Origin of the sequence: Haloplanus salinarum (assembly GCF_009762275.1) — an archaeon.
Taxonomy (GTDB): Archaea; Halobacteriota; Halobacteria; order Halobacteriales; family Haloferacaceae; genus Haloplanus; species Haloplanus salinarum.
Genome location: NZ_CP034345.1, coordinates 1,267,109 through 1,288,496 on the forward strand (window position 1 = coordinate 1,267,109; position 21,388 = coordinate 1,288,496).

Annotated in this window: 23 protein-coding genes; 14 read left to right on the forward strand and 9 right to left on the reverse strand. The window is 69.8% G+C overall.

Annotated features, from left to right (window positions below; genetic code table 11):
• Positions 1–5: 5 nt before the first annotated feature.
• Complete coding sequence (locus EI982_RS07840; RefSeq protein ID WP_157689122.1) at positions 6–686, reverse strand: type I 3-dehydroquinate dehydratase; 681 nt, start codon at positions 684–686, stop codon at positions 6–8.
• A gap of 3 nt (positions 687–689) precedes the next feature.
• Entirely contained in the window at positions 690–1,754 is a 1,065-nt protein-coding gene (locus EI982_RS07845) for a DNA-methyltransferase (RefSeq protein ID WP_157691095.1), read from the reverse strand.
• 57 nt (positions 1,755–1,811) lie between these two features.
• On the opposite strand from EI982_RS07845, the gene EI982_RS07850 reads away from it, so the two are divergent.
• On the forward strand, positions 1,812–2,579 hold the full coding sequence (locus tag EI982_RS07850; RefSeq protein WP_157689124.1) for a helical backbone metal receptor: 768 nt from the start codon (positions 1,812–1,814) through the stop codon (positions 2,577–2,579).
• Positions 2,580–2,583: 4 nt separating this feature from the next.
• On the opposite strand, the gene EI982_RS07855 is transcribed toward EI982_RS07850, so the two are convergent.
• The gene (locus EI982_RS07855; RefSeq protein ID WP_157689126.1) at positions 2,584–4,419 is read right to left on the reverse strand and encodes a flippase-like domain-containing protein; all 1,836 of its coding nucleotides are present in this window, start codon (positions 4,417–4,419) and stop codon (positions 2,584–2,586) included.
• Between the two features lie 83 nt (positions 4,420–4,502).
• Here EI982_RS07855 and EI982_RS07860 point away from each other — a divergent pair, with 83 nt between their 5' ends.
• The 4 genes from EI982_RS07860 to EI982_RS07875 are packed head-to-tail and all read left to right on the forward strand — an operon-like array spanning position 4,503 to position 7,698.
• Positions 4,503–5,033: a CNNM domain-containing protein gene (locus tag EI982_RS07860; protein WP_157689128.1), complete on the forward strand. Its 531-nt coding sequence runs from the start codon at positions 4,503–4,505 to the stop codon at positions 5,031–5,033.
• Between the two features lie 21 nt (positions 5,034–5,054).
• The gene (locus tag EI982_RS07865) at positions 5,055–5,498 is read left to right on the forward strand and encodes a DUF5788 family protein (RefSeq protein ID WP_157689130.1); all 444 of its coding nucleotides are present in this window, start codon (positions 5,055–5,057) and stop codon (positions 5,496–5,498) included.
• Positions 5,495–7,246 (forward strand): DNA polymerase/3'-5' exonuclease PolX, encoded by a 1,752-nt coding sequence (polX, locus tag EI982_RS07870; protein ID WP_157689132.1) that lies wholly within the window; start codon positions 5,495–5,497, stop codon positions 7,244–7,246. The genes EI982_RS07865 and polX overlap by 4 nt, the downstream gene beginning before the upstream one ends.
• Positions 7,247–7,248: 2 nt before the next feature.
• Positions 7,249–7,698, forward strand: coding sequence for a Mut7-C RNAse domain-containing protein (locus EI982_RS07875; RefSeq protein WP_157689134.1), 450 nt, complete (start codon positions 7,249–7,251; stop codon positions 7,696–7,698).
• Between the two features lie 10 nt (positions 7,699–7,708).
• Here the strand turns inward: EI982_RS07875 and EI982_RS07880 are convergent, their stop codons facing one another.
• Entirely contained in the window at positions 7,709–8,614 is a 906-nt protein-coding gene (locus EI982_RS07880; protein WP_157689136.1) for a cell division protein CdpA domain-containing protein, read from the reverse strand.
• A gap of 124 nt (positions 8,615–8,738) precedes the next feature.
• Between EI982_RS07880 and EI982_RS07885 the strand changes: the two genes are divergently transcribed.
• Together EI982_RS07885 and EI982_RS07890 are read left to right on the forward strand one after the other, a co-directional pair.
• A complete protein-coding gene (locus EI982_RS07885; RefSeq protein ID WP_157689138.1) occupies positions 8,739–9,026 on the forward strand; it encodes a DUF5789 family protein in 288 nt (95 codons plus the stop codon).
• Position 9,027: 1 nt separating this feature from the next.
• Complete coding sequence (locus tag EI982_RS07890) at positions 9,028–9,690, forward strand: CPBP family intramembrane glutamic endopeptidase (protein WP_157689140.1); 663 nt, start codon at positions 9,028–9,030, stop codon at positions 9,688–9,690.
• Here the strand turns inward: EI982_RS07890 and EI982_RS07895 are convergent, their stop codons facing one another.
• Entirely contained in the window at positions 9,691–11,448 is a 1,758-nt protein-coding gene (locus EI982_RS07895) for a PAS domain-containing protein (RefSeq protein WP_199243763.1), read from the reverse strand.
• Positions 11,449–11,587: 139 nt separating this feature from the next.
• Here EI982_RS07895 and EI982_RS07900 point away from each other — a divergent pair, with 139 nt between their 5' ends.
• Together EI982_RS07900 and EI982_RS07905 are read left to right on the forward strand one after the other, a co-directional pair.
• Positions 11,588–12,028: a DUF302 domain-containing protein gene (locus EI982_RS07900; protein WP_157689144.1), complete on the forward strand. Its 441-nt coding sequence runs from the start codon at positions 11,588–11,590 to the stop codon at positions 12,026–12,028.
• 123 nt (positions 12,029–12,151) lie between these two features.
• Positions 12,152–13,699 (forward strand): TrkH family potassium uptake protein, encoded by a 1,548-nt coding sequence (locus EI982_RS07905; RefSeq protein WP_157689146.1) that lies wholly within the window; start codon positions 12,152–12,154, stop codon positions 13,697–13,699.
• Between the two features lie 7 nt (positions 13,700–13,706).
• Here the strand turns inward: EI982_RS07905 and nreA are convergent, their stop codons facing one another.
• Positions 13,707–14,957 (reverse strand): DNA repair protein NreA, encoded by a 1,251-nt coding sequence (gene nreA, locus EI982_RS07910; RefSeq protein ID WP_157689148.1) that lies wholly within the window; start codon positions 14,955–14,957, stop codon positions 13,707–13,709.
• Positions 14,958–15,038: 81 nt separating this feature from the next.
• Complete coding sequence (locus EI982_RS07915; protein WP_157689150.1) at positions 15,039–16,007, reverse strand: transcription initiation factor IIB; 969 nt, start codon at positions 16,005–16,007, stop codon at positions 15,039–15,041.
• Positions 16,008–16,108: 101 nt separating this feature from the next.
• On the opposite strand from EI982_RS07915, the gene EI982_RS07920 reads away from it, so the two are divergent.
• Entirely contained in the window at positions 16,109–16,744 is a 636-nt protein-coding gene (locus EI982_RS07920) for an IS6 family transposase (protein WP_157688177.1), read from the forward strand.
• A gap of 73 nt (positions 16,745–16,817) precedes the next feature.
• Here the strand turns inward: EI982_RS07920 and EI982_RS07925 are convergent, their stop codons facing one another.
• Complete coding sequence (locus tag EI982_RS07925) at positions 16,818–17,678, reverse strand: alpha/beta fold hydrolase (protein WP_157689152.1); 861 nt, start codon at positions 17,676–17,678, stop codon at positions 16,818–16,820.
• A gap of 116 nt (positions 17,679–17,794) precedes the next feature.
• Here EI982_RS07925 and rnhA point away from each other — a divergent pair, with 116 nt between their 5' ends.
• Both rnhA and EI982_RS07935 read left to right on the forward strand, forming a co-directional pair.
• A complete protein-coding gene (gene rnhA, locus EI982_RS07930; protein ID WP_157689154.1) occupies positions 17,795–18,388 on the forward strand; it encodes a ribonuclease HI in 594 nt (197 codons plus the stop codon).
• The gene (locus tag EI982_RS07935; protein WP_157689156.1) at positions 18,381–18,944 is read left to right on the forward strand and encodes a DUF7108 family protein; all 564 of its coding nucleotides are present in this window, start codon (positions 18,381–18,383) and stop codon (positions 18,942–18,944) included. Before rnhA ends, EI982_RS07935 begins: the two co-directional genes overlap by 8 nt.
• On the opposite strand, the gene EI982_RS07940 is transcribed toward EI982_RS07935, so the two are convergent.
• Positions 18,925–19,284, reverse strand: a complete 360-nt coding sequence (locus EI982_RS07940; RefSeq protein ID WP_157689158.1) for a PadR family transcriptional regulator — start codon at positions 19,282–19,284, stop codon at positions 18,925–18,927. The genes EI982_RS07935 and EI982_RS07940 overlap by 20 nt on opposite strands.
• 326 nt (positions 19,285–19,610) lie before the next feature.
• Here EI982_RS07940 and EI982_RS07945 point away from each other — a divergent pair, with 326 nt between their 5' ends.
• Both EI982_RS07945 and EI982_RS07950 read left to right on the forward strand, forming a co-directional pair.
• Positions 19,611–20,144 (forward strand): inorganic diphosphatase, encoded by a 534-nt coding sequence (locus EI982_RS07945; protein ID WP_157689160.1) that lies wholly within the window; start codon positions 19,611–19,613, stop codon positions 20,142–20,144.
• 264 nt (positions 20,145–20,408) lie between these two features.
• Positions 20,409–21,386, forward strand: a complete 978-nt coding sequence (locus EI982_RS07950) for a rhomboid family intramembrane serine protease (RefSeq protein ID WP_157689162.1) — start codon at positions 20,409–20,411, stop codon at positions 21,384–21,386.
• Positions 21,387–21,388: the final 2 nt, after the last annotated feature.

Consider the following 21,388-nt stretch of genomic DNA (forward strand, 5'->3'; position numbering starts at 1 on the left):
CGGCATCACCGGCCGCCGAGTCGTTCGATCAGCGTCGAAAGCGTCGCCAGGTCGTACTGCCCCGGCGCGGTGGCCTCGGCGGGGTCGACCGGTGCGTATCCGATCTTCGAGCCGTAGAGGGGGGCGACCGCACGGGTGTGCCGTCCGGCCTCGCCCATCGCCATCGTCGCCACCCGGTCGCCGCGGGCCGTCGCCGCGTGGGTGGCCGACAGGACCGTCAGGGCGTCGTTCCGGTCGGTGGCCGTCACCGCCGCCTTCCCCACGTCGCCCAACTCAGCCGCCGTCGCGAGCAGGTCGTCCAGCCGCGACTCCGAGGGCGTCCCCTCGAAGTCGTGGACCGAGGCGACGACCGCGACCCCGCGGTCGCGTGCCGTCGCCGCCACGGTCGAACCGGGCGAGCCCCGGAGGCTCGACACCTCGACGTCGATCGCTTCCACCGCGTCGTAGCCGCTCGCCGTCTCCAGGACGTCGAGACGCTCCCGTTCCGAGCCCTCGGCCTCGCCGCCCTCGGCCGGATCGCGGTTCGTCGCGATGATCGGCAGGTCCCCGTCGTAGGCGTCCAGAGCGGCCAGTGGGTCCGTCGCGAGGTCCATCCGGAACTCCACGGCGTCGGCGTGGGGGCGGGCCGCGGGTTCGTCGTCGAGGTCGGCCGTCGCCGCCGCGAGGATCAGCGAGTCGAACTCCATGGACTACCCTTCGTGACCCGGAACAAAGTCGTTCCCGTCGACGGGGTCGTGGTCCACCCGGTAGCGCCGGCCGTCGGTCCGTGTCCCCGCTTCCACCGCGGAGACGGCGTACAGCCGAATCCGCCGCTCGGCCTTCGTGACGACGCGGAAGTCGTAATGTTCGGCCTCGTACCCGCCCTCCCTGTCGGCCATCGCCGCCCGGTGGCGCGTCAGGCGCTCGTCGACGCGCCGTCGCGAACGTTCGGGCAGGCCGTCCACCCGGTCGTCGAGCGCGGTGAAGAGGTCGCCGTCGAGGTCGTAGCCGACCGAGTCGCGGGCGGCGAGCATGGCCGCGAGCGCCGTCGTCCCCGTCCCCGCGAAGGGATCGAGCACCCGATCACCCCGCACCGAGAACATCCGGATCAGGCGGAGCGGTATCTCGACTGGGAACGCCGCCGAGCGCTCCCGCCGCTCGGTCGCCCCGTTCGCGCCCTGTTCCTCGCCGCGCACCTCCCACAGGTCCGAGAACCACCGGTTGCGCTCCTCCCAGAAGAAGGCACTCTCGTACCGGGTGTCGTCGCCGGGCGGGAACGAGCGGGTCCCACCCTTCCGGAAGAGGAGGACGTACTCGTGTTCGAGGGTGACGTAGGCGTTCGGCGGGAGGGTTCCCGATCCCATGAACTTCGCGAGGCTGTTGGTCGGCTTGCGCCAGAGTACGTCGGGAAGCGGGGTCAGTCCCCGGGAACGCAGGGCGTCGACGATCCGTGCGTGGTTCGGGAACTGCTGGAACTCCCCGCCGATGGATCGGGTCGCGTCGCCGACGTTGATGCAGGCGATGCCCCCGGGCGCCAGGACGCGGTCGAGTTCGTCCCAGATGGCGTCGAGTTGGGCGTGCATGAGTTCGAAGGCGGCGTCGCCGTCGCCCGCGGCGAGCGCCGCGTCCACGTCGGGATCCCGCGCCGCGAAGAGGTCGTCCCAGAGTTCGATCATGGGGTAGGGTGGCGAGGTGACGACCAGCGGGATCGACCCGTCGGCAACCGCGTCCATCGCGGCCGCGTCGCCGACGTGGAGTTCGTGTGTGGTCCGCATCGCCTCCACGTCGCCGCCCCCGGCAGGTATCGGTGTCGGTCGCGGCGCGGCGTTCATATGCGTCGCTCCCGTGGATCGACCGTGTCCCGCCGCATCGTCTCGCTCGCGCCGGCCGCCACGGCGACGCTCCGCGAACTCGGCGTCGCCGACCGCCTCGTCGGCGTCACGAGCCACTGCCCGCGGGAACTGGCCGGCGTCGACGCCGATCCGGCGGTCCTCGGCGGCTGGCTGAACCCCGACCTCGACCGTCTGGACGCCCTCGATCCGGACCTCGTCTGCACCGGCGACGCCCTGCAAGCCGACGTCCGGGACGCGATCCGGGACCGCGGGCTGGCGGTCCACCACGCCGACGCCACGACGCTCGACGGCGTCGTCGAGGGGTTCGCCGAACTCGGCCGGGCCGTCGGCCGCCCCGACGCGGGCGCGACACTCGCCGCCGACAGCCGCGAGCGACTGGCCCGCCTCCGCGACCGGGCGCCCGCGACGCGGCCGACCGTCTACTGCGAGGAGTGGGCGGAGCCGCCGATGGCCGCCGGCAACTGGGTGCCCGAGGCCGTCGCCGCCGCCGGCGGTCGCTACCCCTTCGTCGACCCGGGCGAGCGCTCCCGGCCCGTCGCCCGTGCGGAGGTGGAGGCGGCCGACCCCGACCACGCCGTTCTCCACCTCTGTGGCCGGGGGACGGACGTCGACCCCGCGACGATCACCGACCGCGACTGGGACGTCGACCCCGCGGTCCACGTCGTCGACGACGCGCTCTTGAACCAGCCGAGCCCGAACCTGCTCGACGGGATCGACCGCCTGGCCGACCTGTTTCACGAGGGGTGAGGCGTCACTCCACCTCCGGCTCCGGATCGGGATCCCCGGCGCCCGTCTCGTCGACGGCCGTCGTCAAGGAGACGTTGAGCGCGAGCATCGAGACGACGCCCCCGGCGACGGTGACGAGGTTCTTGACGGCGTGGTCCAGGATCGCCGCGCCGAAGGCGGTCGGCCCGGTCACGGGTGTCAGCCCCGCGACGAGGAGGGTGAAGGCCGCCTCGTAGAGCCCGATGCCGCCGGGCGAGAGCGGCAGCACCTTCGCGAGGTTGCCGACGCTGACCGCGAAGAAGCCGACGGCGACGAGCGTCGGCGTCGCCAGCGCGACGTCGAAGGCCGCGAGGACGAGGATGGCGGTCACCACGTCCAGCCCCCAGATTGCGAGGCTGCTCGCGCCGACCCGGGCGAAGGCGCCGCGGTCGGCGGCGACGGTCTGCACGCCGCCGACGAACGATTCGAGGACGCCCGCCACGTAGTCGGCGTAGGAGTCGGAGCTGACGCGGGAGAGCAGCCGCCGGATCAGGTTGCCGTCGCGGCGGGCGGAGACGACGATGGTCGCGGTAGCGAGGACGGCCGCCGCGGCGACCCCCGCCGCCACCGTCAGGGCCGTCCGGGCGCTCCGCGGGTCGATGCCGGGGACGCTCCCGGAGAGCGTCGCCACCACCGACTCGGTCGCGCCGGTGAGGACGTAGCCGACGAGGACCGCGCCGCCCAGGACCGTGATGGTCAGCAGGTCGAACACCCGTTCGACGGCCAGCGAGGCGAACCCGGTCGGGTACGGGATGTCCCGCCGGGCCTTCATCACGTACGCACGCACGCCGTCGCCCGCGCGGAGGGGAAAGACTAGGTTGCCGGTCTGGCTGATGAACACCGCACCGGTCAGGAAGCCGAGGCGCTCGTGGTAGCCGAGTTCGGCGAGGATGTCGCGGTAGCGGCCGCCGCGGAGCGGCCAGGAGAGGAGGTAGACGACGCCGGCGAGCGCGACCAGTCCGAGGTCCGCGTCCTCCAGTTCCGCCAACACGGCCCCCGGATCGAGGTACAGCGTCATGAGCGCGAGCGCGAGGACGGTCAGGAGTGCGCCGGCGCCGACGCTCACCCGACGGGTGATGCGGGGACTCACCGACACCTGCCACCAGAGCCGGAGGATCTGACTCCCCATCCCGAAGACGTCACGCACGAGGTCGACTTTCGTGTCGCCTTTCGGCTCCCACTCGACGGGGAACTCCGCCACCTCCAGGCCGGCCCGCTGGGCGCGGACCAGCAGTTCCGTGTCCCAGAACCAGTGTTCGTCCTCGACGCGGTCGTGGAGGCGCTCGAAGGCCTCGCGGCTGAGCGCCTTGAACCCACACTGGTGGTCGCGGAGCGGCGAGCGGAGGAACAGGCGAACCAGCCCGTTGTACACCCGGGAGGGGACGCCGCGTTTGGCCGGGCGGTCGGCGACCTGGCCGGGCATCCACCGTGAACCGGTCGCCACGTCCGCCTCGCCGGAGCGGACCCGCTCGACCAGTTCGGACAGATGCCCCATGTCCGTCGCGAGGTCGGTGTCGAAGTAGACGAGCGTCTCGCCGGCGGCGGCGGCGAAGGCGCGTTCGAGCGCGCCGCCGCGGCCGAGCCGTTCGTCGCTGTGGACGTGGCGGACGCGGTCGTCGGCGGCGGCGAGTCGGTCCGCGATCTCCGGCGTGCGGTCGTCACAGCCGTCCTCGGCGACGAGCACCTCGAAGGAGCCGGGCGGGAGGAAGGAGGCGAGCGTCGAGAGGGTCGTCTCGACGGTGTCCTCGATGGTCCGCTCCTCGTTGTAGGCGGGGAGGACGACGCTGACCTCGACGCCGGCGGCGTCGCGGGGCCGATCCATTTGCCGGGGATGGTCGGGCCGTGCTCAAGAACTTTCTGTCTGCCGGCCCCGGCCTTTTTGCCGACACCGACACGACGGGGGGCATGACCGCGCTCGACTCGACGGTGCTGAGCGTCGTCGCGCTGATCGGCCTGCTCGCGGCGAGTGCCTTCTTCTCCAGTACCGAAATCGCCGTCTTCTCGCTGTCGGGGTCGTGGCTCGACGAACGCGCCGCCACCGACCGCCGGGCGTCGCTGCTCGCCCGGCTCCGGGGCGATCCACACCGCCTCCTCGTGACGCTGCTCGTGGGCAACAACGTCGTCAACGTCGCCATCTCCAGCATCCTGGCCGTCCTCCTCGCTGGACGGTTCTCCGGCGGCGTCGCCGTCGCCCTGACGACGGTCGTCGCCAGCAGCGTCGTCCTCGTGTTCGGTGAGATCATCCCGAAGGCGTACGGGCTGGGGAACGCGGAGGAGTGGTCGCTCAGGACGGCACGGCCGGTGTGGATCGTCGGCCGCCTCCTCCTGCCGGTCGTCCTCGTGTTCGACCTGGTCACCCGGCGGGTGGGGGTCGCCCTCGGCGGCGACCCGGACATCGAGGACCCCTACACCGACGCGGGCGAAGGAGCGAAGTGAGCGGCCCACGAACGTTCCGGCGTGAAAGAGTTCGAGCGCAAGCAACTCCTCGAACGCGTCAACCGCGAGGCCGCGACGGTGGGCGCGGCCATCCCCGAGACCATCGAGGTGCAGGGCGAGGAGGTGGACCTCCAGGAGTTCGTCTTCGAGATCAAGCGCCGCGAGACGGTGCCGACGGGCGAACGCGAGCGGGTCGAGCGAGCGAAGCGGAACCTCCGTCGCGAACGACTCGAACGACTCCAGCGCATCGAGGACGGCGAGGTGAGCTACGCCGAGGGCGAGCGGCTGGCCGAGAGCATCGTCGGCATCGACCGCGCACTCAACGCCCTCGAAGCGCTCGGCCCGGCGGACCTCGAACGCGAGGCCGAGGCCCAGGAGGCCGCGGACCGCAAGCGGTGGATGAAGTTCCTGCGGAAGGCGCTCGGGAACGAGGACACGAGCCACAACACCCGGGGGCGCCCGTGAGCCTGAACGCGGAGGTGGCGACCCGGTTCGAGGAGATGGCCGACCTGCTCGAAGCCGAGGGCGTCGAGTACAAACCCCGGAGCTACCGTCGCGCCGCCGAGAACGTCCGCGAGCACCCGACCCCGATCGAGGACCTCGTGGCGGAGGGCCGGGACGCCGTCGAGCGGATCGACGGCGTCGGCGAGGCGCTGGCCGATAAGATCGTCGAGTACGTCGAAACCGGCGACATCGAGGAACTGGCCGAACTCCGCGAGGAACTCCCCGTCGACATGGCGGCGTTGACGAGCGTCGAGGGCGTCGGCCCGAAGACGGTCGGCACGCTCCACGAGGCGCTCGGGATCACGACCCTCGACGAACTGGAGGCCGCGGCGGAGGCAGGCGAGATCCGCGAGGTGTCGGGGTTCGGCGCCAAGACCGAGGCGAACATCCTCGAGAACGTCCCCTTCGCCCGCCAAGCCCAGGAGCGGGAACTCCTCGGCGACGCCCGCCCGGTCGCGGAGACGGTCCTCGACCGCCTCCGCCGAGCGGCACCGATCGAGCGCGCCGATGTCGCGGGGTCGCTCCGCCGGTGGCGCGAGACTATCGGCGACGTCGACGTGTTGGTGGCGAGCGAGGACGCCCCCGCGGCCGTCGACGCCTTCCTCGACTGGGCGGCCGTCGACGACGTGATCGAGTCGGGGACGACGAAAGCGAGCGTCCGGGCCCGGGGCCTCCGCGTGGACTGTCGGGTGGTCGTCCCCGACGAGTTCGGTTCGGCGCTCCAGTATTTCACCGGGAGCAAGGACCACAACGTCCACCTCCGGAACCTCGCCATCGAGCGCGACCTGAAAATAAACGAGTACGGCGTCTTCGACGTCGGGGACGTCGCCGGCGAGGGGGAGGAGGGCCAGCGCACCGGCCGGCGGATCGGCGGCGCGACCGAGGCCGAGATGTACGAGGCGCTCGACCTCCCGCCCATCCCGCCGGAACTCCGCGAGGATCGGGGAGAGATCGAGGCCGCCCGGGAGGGCCGCCTCCCGACCCTGATCGAACCCGGCGACGTCCGGGGTGACCTCCACGTCCACACCGACTGGTCCGACGGGACCGAGTCGATCGGGACGATGATCGCGGCCGCGGCCGAACGCGGCGACGACTACGTCGCCATCACGGACCACGCGACCGGCCCGGGGATGGTCGGGGGCGTCGGCCTCGACGACGACGACCTGCGCGAGCAGACCGCGGCCGTCGCGGACGCGGCCGCCGACGCCGACGTCGAGGTGTTCCACGGCGTCGAGGCCAACGTCGACGCCGACGGCGACCTCTCGGTCGGCGATGACGTCCTCGCCGAACTCGACTTGGTGATCGCCTCGCCCCACAGCGGGCTCGGCCAGGATCGGGAGACGGCGACGGATCGGCTCGTCGCCGCGGTCGAACACCCCGAGACGGACGTCCTCGGCCACCCGACCGGCCGCCTCATCAACGACCGACCGGGGCTCGATCCGGACCTCGACCGACTGGCCGCGGCGGCCGCCGACGCCGACACGGCCCTGGAGGTGAACGCCAACCCCCATCGCCTCGACCTGAACGACGCGGCGGTCAGGACCGCCGTCGAGGCCGGGGCACCGATCGTCGTCGACACCGACGCCCACGGGGTCGGCGAACTGGACTATCGACGGTACGGCGTCCACACCGTTCGCCGGGGGTGGGCCGAGGCCGACGACGTGGTGAACGCCGCCCCGGTCGGGACGCTGTCGGCGTTCCTCGACTGAGGATGCGGTTCCTCTGTGACGCGATGCTCGGCAAACTGGCGACGTACCTCCGGATGTGTGGGTACGACACCGCCTACGCCCTCGATCGGGGGGTCGAGGCCGACGACGCCGTCCGGAAACTCGCCGAGCGCGAGGACCGGCGGCTGCTCACCCGCGACGCCGACCTCGCCGCGCGGACCGAGGGGGCGATCCGACTCACGGCACGGGACGTCGAGAAGCAGCTGCGGGAACTCCGCGAGGCGGGGGTGTCGCTCTCGCTCCCCGAGCGGCCGCGACGGTGCGGGCGGTGTAACGGCCCGCTCGACCCCGTCGCCGCGTCGGCGACGGCGCCGGCGGACGCGCCCGACCCCGCCGAGACCGACGTCTGGCGGTGCGAGCGGTGTGGCGGCCACTTCTGGAAGGGCAGCCACTGGGCGGACGTGCGGCGACGGCTGGAGGATCGGAGCGGGTGAGACCCCCGAGCTAGCGACTGCGCCAGTCCTCGCAGGCGTCCATATCGGCCATGACACCGTCGTGGTAGCCACAGTAGGGCTGGATGCCGCGCTCGGTGCGGACGTACTCGAAGTGTTCGCAGTTGCCACAGTAGCGGTCGGCGGCGTCGGTGGTCGCGTCGGTCGCGGCCGTCGACTTCCAAGTCTCGTCGGTGGTGTCGGTCGGACCGGACGGCGACGGCGGCGACTGGGGACTCGACGTCCCCGTCGACTCAGAACCGGAGGAGACGGTGGCGACTTCGCGGATGTCGTCCTCGTCGGCGCCGCCGTCGCTCACCTCGGCGCCGACGGTGGCCGTCGGGCCGGAGGCGCTCCCGCCGAGGCCGACCCCGCCACGCGACGTCGAGCGGTCCACCTCGATCACCTTCGTCTCTCCCTGTCGGGTCACCTCCATGGTGACGGTGCCGCCGGGGTCGTTGCGCGTCTTGAAGTTGGCGATGCCGACGAACAGACACCAGAAGGTGGTGAGCGCGCCGAGGAAGTAGACGCCGGCTGTCGGGAGCGTCAGGTCGACCATGCCGGGGGCGCAGTTGGCGCCGGACCACCGGCAGGGGTAGGCGTGGGAGAACAGCGCGACGCCGAGGACGGCGACGCTGGCCCCGATGCCCGCGGCGGCACGCGTCGAGCGCTCTGCGGGGAGGACCGCCGAGATGCCGAGGAAGACGGCGGGCACGCCGAGGCCAGCGAGGATGCCGCCGTACTCGCGCACGTCGAGGAGGGTGGTTCCGCCGCCCAGTAACACGTCGGTCGTAGCGACGATGATTCCAGCCACGACGAGGACGATGCCAACGAGAAAGAGGCTCGCCCCCGCGTAGATCTGCCGGAGACTCGGACCGCTCCGGTCATCCCCGTGGTAGACCTCCCCGAGACTGGTCATGGGCTGAGCTACGCCGCCCACCCACAAAACCCTACGTCAGACGGGCGTGTGACGGCGTGTCGCTGGTGCGAACGGTTCCGGGCGGTTCGAAGGGATTAACTCCCGGGCGGGAGTACCGTGGTCCATGGCAGAGGACGAGGACGACACGGAGCCGGCGGTCGAACTCGGCGAGGGCGAGCCGGTCGAGGGGGCGCCGCTGGCACGGGTGGCCTCCCGGCTCACCTGGCCACAGGAGGCGAGCAACGTGCGACGGAAGGAGGGGTCGGCGACGATCCGGACCCCCGACGGGCCACGGACGCTCGATTCGGTGCTCGACGACGTCGACGAAACCTACTTCGATACGCGACAGACGTTCCTGTCCGCGGTCCGCTCGGTGATCGGGACGGGGCCGGTCGCCACGGCCGAGAAGTGAGGTGAACCGCCCCCGGCTCTCCTGGGTGCGGACGTCGCTGCTCGCCGGTCTCTGTCTCTCGGTTCTCTGGTCGCTCTGGAGCGTGCCGTCCACCAGCCTGCCCGCCAGGCTGGTTCGGGACGTGACGCTGTTCGTCTGTCTGCCCTGCGCGCTGGCGGTCGGCCGCAGTCGCGACATCGGATGGCACGTCGACCGGCGCGTGCTCCGCAACACCGTGGCGCTCGCCCTCGTCGTCATCCCCTTCTACGTCGTGGGGTCGTCGCTGCCGACGATCCGAGCGTACTATCCGATGTGGGCGACCGACACCGCGCTCGCGACGTTCCTGCCCCACGCCGCCGCCCAGTTCGTCGTCGCCGCCGCCGCGGAGACGTACTACCGGGGGTTGCTCTGTGTCGGCGTCCGCGAACTCGGGATCAAGAGCGTCTTCATCAGCCCCGTCGTCTACGCCTTCCATCACGTCCACAAGCCGCCGATAGAACTCCTGCTGTCCGCGCCGGCGGACGTGCTCTTCGGCGCCGTCGACTACCGGAGCGAGTCGATCCTCCCCTCCGTCGTGGCCCACGGGGGCGGGCTCGCCCTGCTCGATTGGCTGGTGCTCAACCCACCCATCGTCCCGACGGCGACGGTCGTGCGCCTGCTGTCGTGGCTCCCCGTCCCGCTGTAGTTACGGGGTCTCTGGCGGCAGGTCGATGGTGACGACCGTTCCCCCGTTCCGGCCGTCGTGAACGTCGAGGGAGCCGCCCGCGTTGCCGACGATCCAGCGTGTGATCCACAGGCCGAGGCCGCTCGAGTGAGCCACCTGCGTGGGTTCGCGGTCGCCGACGAGCAATTCCCGTTCCACGGCCGGCAGTCCGGGGCCGTCGTCGACGACGCGGACCTCGACCCGGTCGTCGTCCCGTTCCGAGACGACGACGGCCACGCGCCGGGGGTCCCCCTCGTTGTGTTCGACGGCGTTCTCGAAGACGTTCATGATCGCGACGGCGAGCGCGGGCGTCGCCCGCACCGGAAGCGAGTCGGGGATGGCGGTGTACCACTCGACGGTCGGATCTTCCCCCGCGAACTCGGCGGCCAGGTCGCGGGCCAGCGACGCCACGTCGATCGGCTCGCGGTCGGCGTCGGAGGCGACGACCCGGTCGGCGTCCCGGAGCTGTGTGCTGATGTCGAGGAGTTCACGGGCCGCCTCCTCGATGCGGTCGAGCATCCGCGACGTCGCCGGGTCGGCGTCGAGGACGTACCGAAGCTCCGACGCACAGCCCAGGACGACGTTCATCCGGTTGCGGATGTCGTGACGCGCGACGCGATGGAGCACGTCCAGGCGTTCGTTCGTCGTCTCCAGTCGTCGCTCGTACTCCTTGCGGTCGGTGATGTCGTGGACGACGCCGAGGGCATCGACCGGGTCGCCGTCGTCGGAAAAGGAGAGCTCGGCCCGCTCGCGGACCCAGCGTGTCTCCCCGTCGACGAGGATCCGGTGTTCGATGTCGTAGGGCTCACCCGCCAGCGCGGCGTTCCAGCGGTCCTCGACGTGGTCCCGGTCGTCCGGGTGGACCGAGGACAGGACCGTCTCGTGGGTCGGCGTCTCCTCGCGGGACCGGCCGAAGATGTCGTAGACGATGTCCGACCACCAGAGCTCCTCGGACGGGAAATGTCGGTACCAGCTTCCGATCCGGGCCACCTCCTGTGCCTGCGAGAGGTGTGCCTGCTTGCGGCGGAGTTCGTCCAGTTCACGCTTTCGCTCGGTGATCGGGCGGGCGGCGACGGCGGCGCGCGTCCCGTCGGCCGTGGCGACGCGCGCCTCGACCCACTCGTCGCCGGACGACGTGGGCAGGCGGTACTCGACGGTGCGCACCTCGCCCGTCTGCAGGACACACGTCGTCGCCGCGTCGAGCGTCTCGGCGGCCGATGCCGGAAAGACGTCCGCGAGGGCCCGGCCACACATCGCCGTCGGGTCGTCGGGGAGGACGGCCGCCGCGTCGTGGCCGGCCCGCGCGTCCGATACCCGCCCCGCCGCGTCGACGACGAACCACGCGTCGGGGAACGCCCGGAGTGCACCCGGCCGGCGGGTCGCCCGCTCGGGGGCGTCCCGGACGGCCGCGGCGATGCGGGCGCCGAGGTCGGCGTCCGCCGACCGCGGGACGTAGTCGGTCACGCCGGCGGCGATGGCGTCGCTCGCGGCCGCCTCGCTCCCCGTGTCGGCGACCACGACGACGGGAAGCGACGGGTCCCGTTCGCGGACGGCGCGGGTCAGCGCCACCCCGTCGCCGTCCGGGAGGTCGAGGGCGGTCACGACGCCGTCGACGTCGGCGCCGGCGCCGACTCCGTCGAGGGCGGCCGTTAGCGTGGCGACGGGGACGGCGTCGACCCAGCGATCCGAGACGGCGTCCGCGACGCCGACGCCGACGTCGAGGACGCGGACCGTCTCCATGCGAGGGGATAATCCCATCTCCAAAATAAACGTGTCCGTCACGGCGGCGTTCGTCGACACCGTAACGGCGACCGCCCGGTCCGCAGCCCACGGGAGGGCAACGGGCGCATTTATTCCGACGGCGCCCGTTGCTACGGGCATGTCCCTTCCGATCGATCCCTCGACGCTCGACGCGTCGGACGTCGGGGAGAAGCGAGCGACCCTGGAGATGGAGCACGAGGCGGCCGTCGAACACGTCCGGGAGACGTTCGAGGCGGCGGGGTTCGGCGTCCCCGTCGAGTTCTCGCCGTCGGACCTCCTCAACGAGAAGGTGGACGCCGACCGGGACCCATACTACGTGCTCGGGGCGTGCAACCCCGCGATGGCGGACCGCGTCCTCGACGCCAGCGACGGCCGGATGGGCGCGCTGTTCCCGTGCAACGTCGTCGTCTGGGAGCGGGAACCGGGCGTCCAGGTCGTCTACCACGTCAGCATCATGCGGATCGGGCGGCTGGCTGGCCTCGCGCCGGACGACGAGGAGATGGCGGACATCGTCGCCGGGACGGGCGAGATGGTCGACGCCGCGTTCGCCGCGCTGTAAACCCGCGGCTCCCACCGCGCCCTAAACCCGCGGCGCTCGCCGCGCCGTTACCGCCCCGGTCACCGCCGGCGACGCGACCACGCGCCGAAACGGTCATCCGTGCCACGCGATAGTTGGGGACGAATGGCTCGTTCGCGGCGTACGTACATCGACTACCGGGCGACCGTTGCCTACGTCGGAACGGTCCTCAAGTACATCGGCGTCGCGCCGACGTTCCCGTTCGCGGCGGCGCTCTACTACGGCGAGGACCCGCTCCCCTTCGTCGCGACGAGCGTCGTCATGGTGGGCGGTGGGTCGCTCCTGGAACGGGTACGCAGCGACGGCGAGTTGGGCAACCGCGAGGCGTTCCTGCTCGTGAGCCTGGCGTGGCTGGCCGTCCCGTTGGTCGGGACGGTCCCCTACCTCGTCGCCGGGACCGGAACGGTCGCGAACCCGGTCAACGCACTCTTCGAGAGCATGAGCGGGTTCACGACGACCGGAGCGACCGTGCTCGGCGAAATCTCCGTCGAGCGACACGGACACGCGATGTTGCTGTGGCGCCAACTCACCCAGTGGCTCGGCGGGATGGGCATCCTCGTCCTGATGATCGCCATCCTGCCGAAGCTGTCGGTCGGCGGGGCCCAGATCATCGACAACGAGGCGCCGGGGCTCGAACTGGAGAAGCTGACGCCACGGATTCAGGAGACCGCACGCGCGTTGTGGGGCATCTACGCCGGGGTGACCCTCGTCGCCGCGGCGGTCTACTACGGCCTGTCTCTGGGCGGCGTCGCGCCGAACATGGACCTCTTCAACGCCGTCGCGCACGCGCTGACGACGCTGCCGACCGGTGGCTTCTCGCCCGAGGCCCGGAGCGCCGAGGCGTTCGCCCCCGCCGTCCAGTGGGCGATGATGCCCTTCATGATCGTCGCGGGGACCAACTTCGCCCTGTTCTGGTACGTCCTGAAAGGGGAACCCCGCCGGCTGCTCGACAACACGGAGTTCCGATCGTACCTGCTCGCCATGGCCGGTTTCGGGGCGGTCGTCTCGGCCGTCCTCTACCTGGGCGTCGGGCTCGCGGAGACGCCGTCCGCGGTCGGCGTGATCCCGGGGAACGTCGAGGGCGCCCTCCGCCAGGGGCTCTTCCAGGTGATCGCCATCGTCACGACCACCGGGTACGCGAGTATGGACGTCAACACGTGGGACGCCTCCGCCCAGACGATCCTGCTTTTCGCGTACTTCCTCGGCGGCTCCGCGGGGTCGGCCGCCGGCTCGATCAAGATCGTTCGGTGGGTGCTCGTCAAGCGGTCGATCGGCCGATCGCTGTTCACGTCCGTCCACCCCGAGGCCGTCAGACCCCTGCGGCTGGAGGGGGAGGCCGTCGACGAGGGGACGATCCGCGACGTCTTCGTGTTCGTTCTCCTCTTTCTCCTGTTGTTCGGCCTCTCGACCGTCGTCATCTATCTCGACAGCTTCCGGACGCCCGCGGTGTCGTTGTCGGGACTGGACGCGATGAGCGTCGCCATCGCCACGCTGGGGAACGTCGGCCCGGGATTCGGCGTCGTCGGGCCGATGAACAGCTTCCTGCCGTTCTCCGACGCCGCCAAACTCTACATGGTCTTCCTGATGTGGATCGGCCGTCTGGAGGTGCTCTCGGTGCTCGTCGTCTTCACGCCGTCGTTCTGGCGGTGGTGAACGGAGGTCAGAACCGATCGAGCGTCGTCTGGAGGCCCGCGACCATCGCCGACTTGCGCCGGAGGTCGGCGAGCGACGCGGGGAGGTAGTCGACGACGCCCCGCACCGCGTCCGCGAGGGTCTCGGCGGTGGCGTGTTCGCCCTCGAAGGCGTGGCGGACCCCCTCGCGGACCTGCCAGACGCCGGCGGGACCCCAGTAGTCGTCGGAGACGTGCCGGAGGACGAGACATTTCGCGGTCCGGCCCCGCTCGTCCAGGTGTTCGAGGGCCGCCAGCCGCGCCGCGTGGTACGCCCCCGCCGTCTCCTCGACGTAGCCGGTCCGTCCCTCGTAGCCCTCGCGGTCGGCCGCGAGCCACATCCCCGCCTCGGGGTCGGGGTTCCAGACGCTCCCCGGCGCCTTCAGCTCGACGAGTTCGTACTCCCACTGTCCGGGCGCGAGGATCACCCAGTAGGCGTTGCCGAGGAACTCGTTGCGGTGGATCTCCACCCCGTCGACGCTCGGCGCGTCCCGGAGCGAGCCGCGAAGGAACCCCCCGACGGTGTCGTCGACGGCGGTGATCGACCAGCGGGTCGGGACGAGCCGGCGGTTCTCCGCCCGCCCCAGCGCCCCCGCCGAGAGAATGGTGTTCACCTCGTAGACGTCGAACCCGCGGCGGTAGAGGTAGTTGATCGCCCCCTCGGCGCGCCAGTCGTCGTCCTCCAGGGTCTTCTCGACCGCGCGGGGAACGTGGGGGTTCTCGCCGAGCGACGCCGAGCGGGCCGGGGCGCTGGGCCCGGTCGGGGGCGAGGCGCCGTCGGCGTCGAAGTCGACGGTGGGATCGGCGTCGAGACCGATCTCCACGTCGACCGGCCGGTCGGCGATGGCGACTTCGCGGCCGACGCCGACGAACCCCTCCCAGGTGTCCGCGACGTCGACCGACGCGGACCGGCGGGAGTTCAGGAGGCTCGTCCGCCGGCGGAACACCTCCGTCAGGTCGACGTCCTCGTCGTACCACGCGCCGCTGGTGACGAAGCGGCCGGCGTCGCCCTCGTTGCCGACGGGCGAGAGGATGCCGGTCGACACCTCGGGGTAGTTCGACCGGCCGACGAAGATGGAAGGGGAGACGCTGCCGACGACCGAGTCACCCGAGACGGTGCGTTCGACCCGGTCGGCGACGCTCTCGACGTGATCCAGGATCTCGTAGGACTTCTCCTTGGCGAGGCGCCGTCGCTCGGCGCGTTCGTTCGCCTCGATGTCGATGAAGTCGTCGAGGCGCATGGGGTCGATAGCGGCGACGGAGGTTTGACACTGTCGGCTGTCGGTCGGCCGGGTCGGCGTCCGGGAACGGCCGACGGGAGCCTAACTGTGGATGCCCATCGCTTCGATCTGTTCCTGGTAGCGGTTGCGGATGGTGACCTCGGTGACCTGGGCGACGTCGGCGACTTCGCGCTGGGTCTTCTTCTCGTTGCAGAGCAGGGAGGCGGCGTAGATGGCCGCGGCGGCGTAACCGGTCGGCGACTTGCCCGACAGCAGGCCCTTCTCGGCGGTCGTCTCGATGATCTCGTTGGCCTTCGACTGGACCTCCTCGCTGAGTTCGAGCTCCGAACAGAACCGCGGAACGTACTTCTTGGGGTCGACGGGTTTCATCTCCAGGCCGAGCTCCTGGGAGATGTAGCGGTAGGTCCGACCGATCTCCTTGCGTTCGACCCGCGAGACCTCGGAGATCTCCTCCAGCGACCGGGGGATCCCCTCCTTCCGGCAGGCGGCATAGAGGGCGGCGGTGGCGACGCCCTCGATCGAACGCCCGCGGATGAGGTCCTCGTTGAGCGCGCGCCGGTAGATCACCGAGGCCACCTCGCGTACCGAGCGGGGGACGCCCAGCGCCGAGGCCATCCGGTCGATCTCGCTCAGCGCGAACTGCAGATTGCGCTCGCCCGCGTCCTTCGTCCGGATGCGCTCCTGCCACTTCCGCAGCCGGTGCATCTGCGAGCGCTTCCGCGAGGAGATCGAACGCCCGTAGGCGTCCTTGTCCTTCCAGTCGATGGTCGTCGTCAGCCCCTTGTCGTGCATCGTCTGGGTGGTTGGGGCTCCCACCCGCGATTTCTCCTGGCGTTCCTGGTGGTTGAACGCCCGCCACTCCGGCCCGGGATCGATCTGCTCTTCCTCAATGATGAGGCCGGTCTCCTCGTGAATCAGTTCGCCATCCGCCGTCCTGACGAGGTCTTCGGGATCGAGATCGTCGAGATCGACGTCCGCGTCGTCGGTTTCCTCCTCTTTCTCGCCCTGCCATCGCGTTCGGTCTTCCCGCTGGCGGGTGGGCCGTGTCATCGCGTTTTTATACTCGTAGTTGGCGGTTACTTAAACCCTTGGTCGGTGACGGATGGTAGCGTTGCGATAAGGAACGAGGCGGTCAAAGATGTGAGTGATCTATGCTCTCGTTCGACCGCCTCAGTGGCGATAGCGGTTGCATCGAGTTAGAATTTCTGGAGCGAGAAGCGACACCCGAGCCGGCGATGAAGCTCGGTATCCGACTCCACTTGGCTGGACTATCACTTTCGGATACCGTCTCGATTCTTGAGAGGTTGGGTGTCGAACGCCATCGAAGCACCGTGCATCGATGGGTGCAGAAGGCCGATTTACAGCCGACAGACGGTGCTGACCCGAATCACGTTGCGGTCGATGAAACCGTGATTCAACTCAACGATGAGCGATATTGGCTGTATGCTGCTGTCGATCCCGATACCAATCGCCTGCTCCATGTTCGACTCTATCCGACGAGAACCACCGCGATCACCTCGATGTTTCTCTCCGAACTTCGCGAGAAACATCAGGTAGACGACGCAGTCTTTCTCGTCGACGGTGCACCGTGGTTGCAGGCGGCCTGTCACCGACACGGGCTCCGATTCCAGCATGTTACACATGGGAATCGGAATGCCGTCGAACGTGTCTTTCGTGAAGTAAAACGGCGAACTAACCAGTTTTCAAATACGTTTAGTCACGTCGACCCCAGTACCGCTGAAAACTGGTTACAAGCGTTTGCCTTCGCATGGAACCAGCTTATCTAGACACTACCTGACGGATGGCGACCGAACGGCCGCCACGACCCGGTCGTGGCCCTCCAGCGGGCCGGTACGGCCGTCACTCCTCGGCGTATCGGTCGAGCACGGACGCGCGACACCGAAGGAGCGTCGGAAGGTGATCGGCACCCTCGATGACGGTCAGATCGGCGGTCGGGAGGCGATCACACAGGCGTCTCGCGCCCGCGATGGGCGCGTTCGCGTCCCGGTCCCCGTGTCGGCAGTGGACCGGCACGTCGACGTCGTCGAGGGGCAGGTCCCACTCCCGGGCGAGCAAGGCGAGTTCGGTGACTGCGCCCCGCCGGTGGGCGTCGAGGGCGGTCACGAAGTCCCGGTGGACGCGCTCGGCGACGCCCGGTGGCAGGTCGCTCGGATCCGTCGTATACTGCGAGACGACGATCCGTGGCGGGAGCCGGTCCGCGGCCCACGCCTGCACGCCGAGGAGGCCGTGGAGGAATCGGGGCGAGACGCGGGCGAGGGCGCTCAGGAGTCGCTGTGGTGCCGGCGGGGGAGACGCCAGAGAGGGCGGCGGCGCCCCCGCGACCACGTCGACGGCGTCGACGCGGTCCGGGTGGGTTGCCGCGAGGGCGAGGGCGTGGGGGCCGCCACCCGAGAAGCCGACCACGCCGGCCGTCTCGACGCCGGCGTCGTCGAGGACGGGCGTGAGGAAGGCGCCGGTGTCGGCCAGGGTCCGCGTCGGCCACGGCGTCGAGCGAGCGTGGCCGGGACGGTCGGGGGCGAGAAGGCGGACTCCCGCCCGCTCCGCCGACGCGGCCAGGAGGCCACCGAGAACGTGCGATCCCGGCGTGCCGTGGAGGAACAGGACCGGAACGCCGTCGGAATCGCCGTACTCGGCGTACGAAACGTGTCGGTCGGGATCCGTCCGGACGGTTCGGAGGGTAGCGTCGTCGTCGGGGACCATGGCCGAGGCTGGTCACGAGGGTCGGAAATAGGTGCCGGACCGACGGTCGAGGGCGCGGACCGTCGGGGCCCGGACGGAACGAATCGCATTTGAGTGGGTCGTCCGAAGTGGGCCCGATGCCGACCATCGACTGTGACCCCGAGACGGCGCGCAGCCGGCTGGAGGAGGCCGGCGTCGCCGTCGAGGCGGGGAACACCGACCACGAGCGCTGGCGGGCCGAACGCGGCGACGCGGTGGCCGTCGCCTACGACGACAGCGTCGTCGTCCAGGGGGCCCGGCCAACCGACCTGACCGCGCTGCTCTCGACGGCCGGCGGCCGGGCGCACGTCTACTTCGACGGGGCGAGCCGCGGCAACCCCGGACCGGCCGCCGTCGGGTGGGTCATCGTCTCGGGGGACGGAATCGTCGACGAGGGCGGCGAGACCATCGGCGAGACGACGAACAACCGCGCCGAGTACGAGGCGCTGATCCGCGCGCTGGAGGTGGCCCGGGACCACGGCTTCGAGGCGGTCGACGTCCGCGGCGACTCGGAGTTGATCGTCAAGCAGGTGCGGGGGGAGTGGGACGCGAACGACCCCGGCCTCCGGGAGCGGCGGGTGACGGTCCGGGAGTTGCTCGCCGGGTTCGACCGCTGGTCGCTGGAACACGTTCCGCGGGAGATAAACGACCGGGCCGACCGACTGGCGAACGAGGCACTCGACGATGACTGATCTGCCACGGGAGGTACGCGACGAAGCCGAACGGCTCACCCGCCTGGCCCGCCGGGCGGTCGACGAGAACGAGGCGGCCGCCTACGAGCGCGACCGGGACGAGCGTCTCGCGGCGTTCGACTACACCGCCCGCGTCCGGGAGGACGACGACACGCTCGTCCTCCACCCTTCCGAGTGGCTGGAGGGTGAGACGGCGCGGATAGAGCGCATCGAGGACACCGACCGCGCGGTCGAGATTCCGCTGTCCGGGAGCGGCGACGCCTCGGAGTGGGAGTCGGTGGAGCGCCACAACGCCGAGGTAGTCGAGCGCGTGCGCGAGCGGGCGGACGAAGTACACGCGGCCAACGCGAGGGCGTTCGCCGATTTCATGGGCAACCACTACGCCCGACGGGTGGAGACGGCGACGGCGGCGGAGCTACGGGAGTTCCTGACGGAGTATTTCCCGCGGAACGCGTGGCCGAGCGACGAGCAACGCGACGCAGTGGAGCGGTCGCTCGAACACGTTTACGCCGTGACGGAAACCGAGATGCCCGAGTTCAGTTCTGCGCGTCGATGAGGTCACGGACCGAGTCCGCCCGGTCCTCGTCCGTGACGAATTTCGAGAGCACCCAGTCCATCCGGGTCAGGACCGCCTCGTGGCCCTCCTCGGTCAGTTCGTACTGGTTCGTCCGCTTGTCGAGTTCGCTCTTCTCGACCAGGTCCATCTCGACGAGGTTGTCGAGGTTGGGGTAGAGACGCCCGTGGTTCACTTCGGTCCCGTAGTAATCCTCGAGCTGGCGCTTGATCGCCAGCCCGTACATGGGTTCCTCGGAGAGGATGACGAGGATGTTGTGCTGAAACGCAGTCAGATCACGAACGATACCGGGGCTGCTACTTACTGCTTGTGCCTCTGACATACTTGAAGACATGTCACGGAGATATTTAACCCTTCTCAACTCGTTCTTGAATGTGAGAATTAGGGCTCGTAGCGCCGGAATCCGACATTACCGATTTAGGACATGTGTCTAATCGAACATGTAAGTGTTCGACCGCCTCGTGACGGCGACTGCCCGGTCGCCGTCGGTCGCACGTCGTTGCCCGGAGAGATACGAACGGATCGGGACTGCGTCGACCGCTCGCACCTGTCACGTGGACTCGGTGATGGCCGTTCATGTACTTTTTCATTCGTGTTGCCGTGTGTCGTCCCGAAAGGCCTATTTGGCGGTTCGGCCGTCGTATCACTATGGTAAACCTGTGGGAAGACCTGGAACCCGGCCCGAACCCGCCCGAGACGATCACCGCCGTCGTCGAGTGTCTCAAGGGCGAGCGGAACAAGTACGAGTACGACAAGGACGTGCCCGGCGTCGTCCTCGACCGAGTCCTCCACAGCAACGTCCACTACCCGAGCGACTACGGGTTCATTCCCCAGTCGTACTACGACGACGAGGACCCCTTCGACGTCCTCGTCCTCGTCGAGGACGGAACGTTCCCCGGGTGCATCGTCGAAGCGCGGCCCATCGCCCTCATGAAGATGGACGACGACGGCGAACAGGACGACAAGGTCATCGCCGTCCCGACCGAGGACCCGCGGTTCGACCACTACCGGGACCTCGACGACATCCCCCAGCAGACCCTCGACGAGATCGACGAGTTCTTCTCGACCTACAAGAACCTCGAGGAGGGCAAGGAAGTCGAGACGCTGGGCTGGGAGGACAAGGCCGCCGCGAAAGACGCCATCGAACACGCCATCGACCTCTACGACGAGAAGTTCGCCTGAACTGATTCCCGTCGGTTATCCACCCAGTCCCGCGCATGAATTATGCGCATGGGTAATCTTTTGGGCACGAGTCCCGTACGGACTCGTATGAGCGACACCAGCCATCCCGGGCTCAGTCACGTGACCGTCGTGCCGTCGAACTACGACGGGGACGACGACGCCCAGTCGGCGTCGCGTCGGCCGGACGACGCGACGCACTGAGCACCCCGCGACCGGATCGGCGACCGCCCCCATTTTTATCGACCCCGCCACTACGCAGGGGTAATGGCTCAGTGCGACGAGTGCGGCAGTCACGAGAACCTGCCGTACCAGTGTCGGCGCTGTGGCGGGACGTTCTGCTCGGAACACCGACTCCCGGAGAACCACGACTGTCCCGGGTTGGACGAGTGGAACGACCCGGACGGTGTGTTCGATAGCGGCTTCGACGACAGCGTTCGAGCCGAGAGCGGGGGGAGCGGGAGCGTCCTCGACAGGCTTCCCAGCCTCGACGGGTCGGTGACGGGCACCGGCGGCCTGCTCGGTTACTTCCGGGGGAACGTGGCGTACCTGTTTCTCGCGCTCATGTGGGTCACCTTCGCGCTCCAGTTGCTGATCGGGGGCGTGTTCGGCCGGGAGGTGATGGCGTCGTTGTTCGTCCTCCGGTCGGACCACCTCGCCTACGTCTGGACGTGGATCACTTCCGTCTTCGCCCACGGTGGCCTCTATCACATCGCCGGCAACAGCATCGTGCTGTACTTCTTCGGCCCGCTCGTCGAGCGGTACGCCGGGTCGAAACGCTTCGCCGCCCTGTTCCTGCTCAGCGGCGCCCTCGCCGGGCTCGGGTTCGTCGGGGTCAGCATCCTCCTCGGCTCGCTCGGCCCGACGGGCGTCGTGAGCGTCGTCGGAGCCAGTGGCGCCATTTTCGCCGTCCTCGGGGTTCTCACGGTGCTCAACCCCGGGCTGCGGATCTACCTCTATTTCATCATCCCCATCCCGCTGTGGCTGTTCACGGCCGGGTTCGCCGTCATCTCCGTGCTCTTTTTCCTCTCGCCGCAGTCCGCGTCGTCGGTCGGGCAGGGCAACGTCGCCCACCTCGCACACCTGATCGGCCTCGTGATCGGACTCGCCTACGGCAAGCGACTCAAACGCCCGCGGAACGTCCCCGATCAGTTGACCTTCGGGGGCGGACGAGGGCCCGGTGGCCCCGGCGGACCGGGCGGCCCCGGCGGTCCGGGCGGCCCCGGCGGTCCGGGACGGCGGTGACG

Coding starts and splice junctions, on each gene's coding strand:
- EI982_RS07940 (WP_157689158.1), bottom strand. CDS start 19,284: ATGTCAGAGGCACAAGCAGTAAGTAGCAGCCCCGGTATCGTTCGTGAT.
- EI982_RS07925 (WP_157689152.1), bottom strand. CDS start 17,678: ATGGTCCCCGACGACGACGCTACCCTCCGAACCGTCCGGACGGATCCC.
- EI982_RS07915 (WP_157689150.1), bottom strand. CDS start 16,007: ATGACACGGCCCACCCGCCAGCGGGAAGACCGAACGCGATGGCAGGGC.
- EI982_RS07950 (WP_157689162.1), top strand. CDS start 20,409: ATGGCTCAGTGCGACGAGTGCGGCAGTCACGAGAACCTGCCGTACCAG.
- EI982_RS07860 (WP_157689128.1), top strand. CDS start 4,503: ATGACCGCGCTCGACTCGACGGTGCTGAGCGTCGTCGCGCTGATCGGC.
- EI982_RS07945 (WP_157689160.1), top strand. CDS start 19,611: ATGGTAAACCTGTGGGAAGACCTGGAACCCGGCCCGAACCCGCCCGAG.
- EI982_RS07920 (WP_157688177.1), top strand. CDS start 16,109: ATGCTCTCGTTCGACCGCCTCAGTGGCGATAGCGGTTGCATCGAGTTA.
- rnhA (WP_157689154.1), top strand. CDS start 17,795: ATGCCGACCATCGACTGTGACCCCGAGACGGCGCGCAGCCGGCTGGAG.
- EI982_RS07875 (WP_157689134.1), top strand. CDS start 7,249: ATGCGGTTCCTCTGTGACGCGATGCTCGGCAAACTGGCGACGTACCTC.
- EI982_RS07855 (WP_157689126.1), bottom strand. CDS start 4,419: ATGGATCGGCCCCGCGACGCCGCCGGCGTCGAGGTCAGCGTCGTCCTC.
- EI982_RS07880 (WP_157689136.1), bottom strand. CDS start 8,614: ATGACCAGTCTCGGGGAGGTCTACCACGGGGATGACCGGAGCGGTCCG.
- EI982_RS07845 (WP_157691095.1), bottom strand. CDS start 1,754: ATGCGGACCACACACGAACTCCACGTCGGCGACGCGGCCGCGATGGAC.
- EI982_RS07900 (WP_157689144.1), top strand. CDS start 11,588: ATGTCCCTTCCGATCGATCCCTCGACGCTCGACGCGTCGGACGTCGGG.
- EI982_RS07840 (WP_157689122.1), bottom strand. CDS start 686: ATGGAGTTCGACTCGCTGATCCTCGCGGCGGCGACGGCCGACCTCGAC.
- EI982_RS07885 (WP_157689138.1), top strand. CDS start 8,739: ATGGCAGAGGACGAGGACGACACGGAGCCGGCGGTCGAACTCGGCGAG.
- nreA (WP_157689148.1), bottom strand. CDS start 14,957: ATGCGCCTCGACGACTTCATCGACATCGAGGCGAACGAACGCGCCGAG.
- EI982_RS07895 (WP_199243763.1), bottom strand. CDS start 11,448: ATGGAGACGGTCCGCGTCCTCGACGTCGGCGTCGGCGTCGCGGACGCC.
- EI982_RS07935 (WP_157689156.1), top strand. CDS start 18,381: ATGACTGATCTGCCACGGGAGGTACGCGACGAAGCCGAACGGCTCACC.
- EI982_RS07905 (WP_157689146.1), top strand. CDS start 12,152: ATGGCTCGTTCGCGGCGTACGTACATCGACTACCGGGCGACCGTTGCC.
- EI982_RS07850 (WP_157689124.1), top strand. CDS start 1,812: ATGCGTCGCTCCCGTGGATCGACCGTGTCCCGCCGCATCGTCTCGCTC.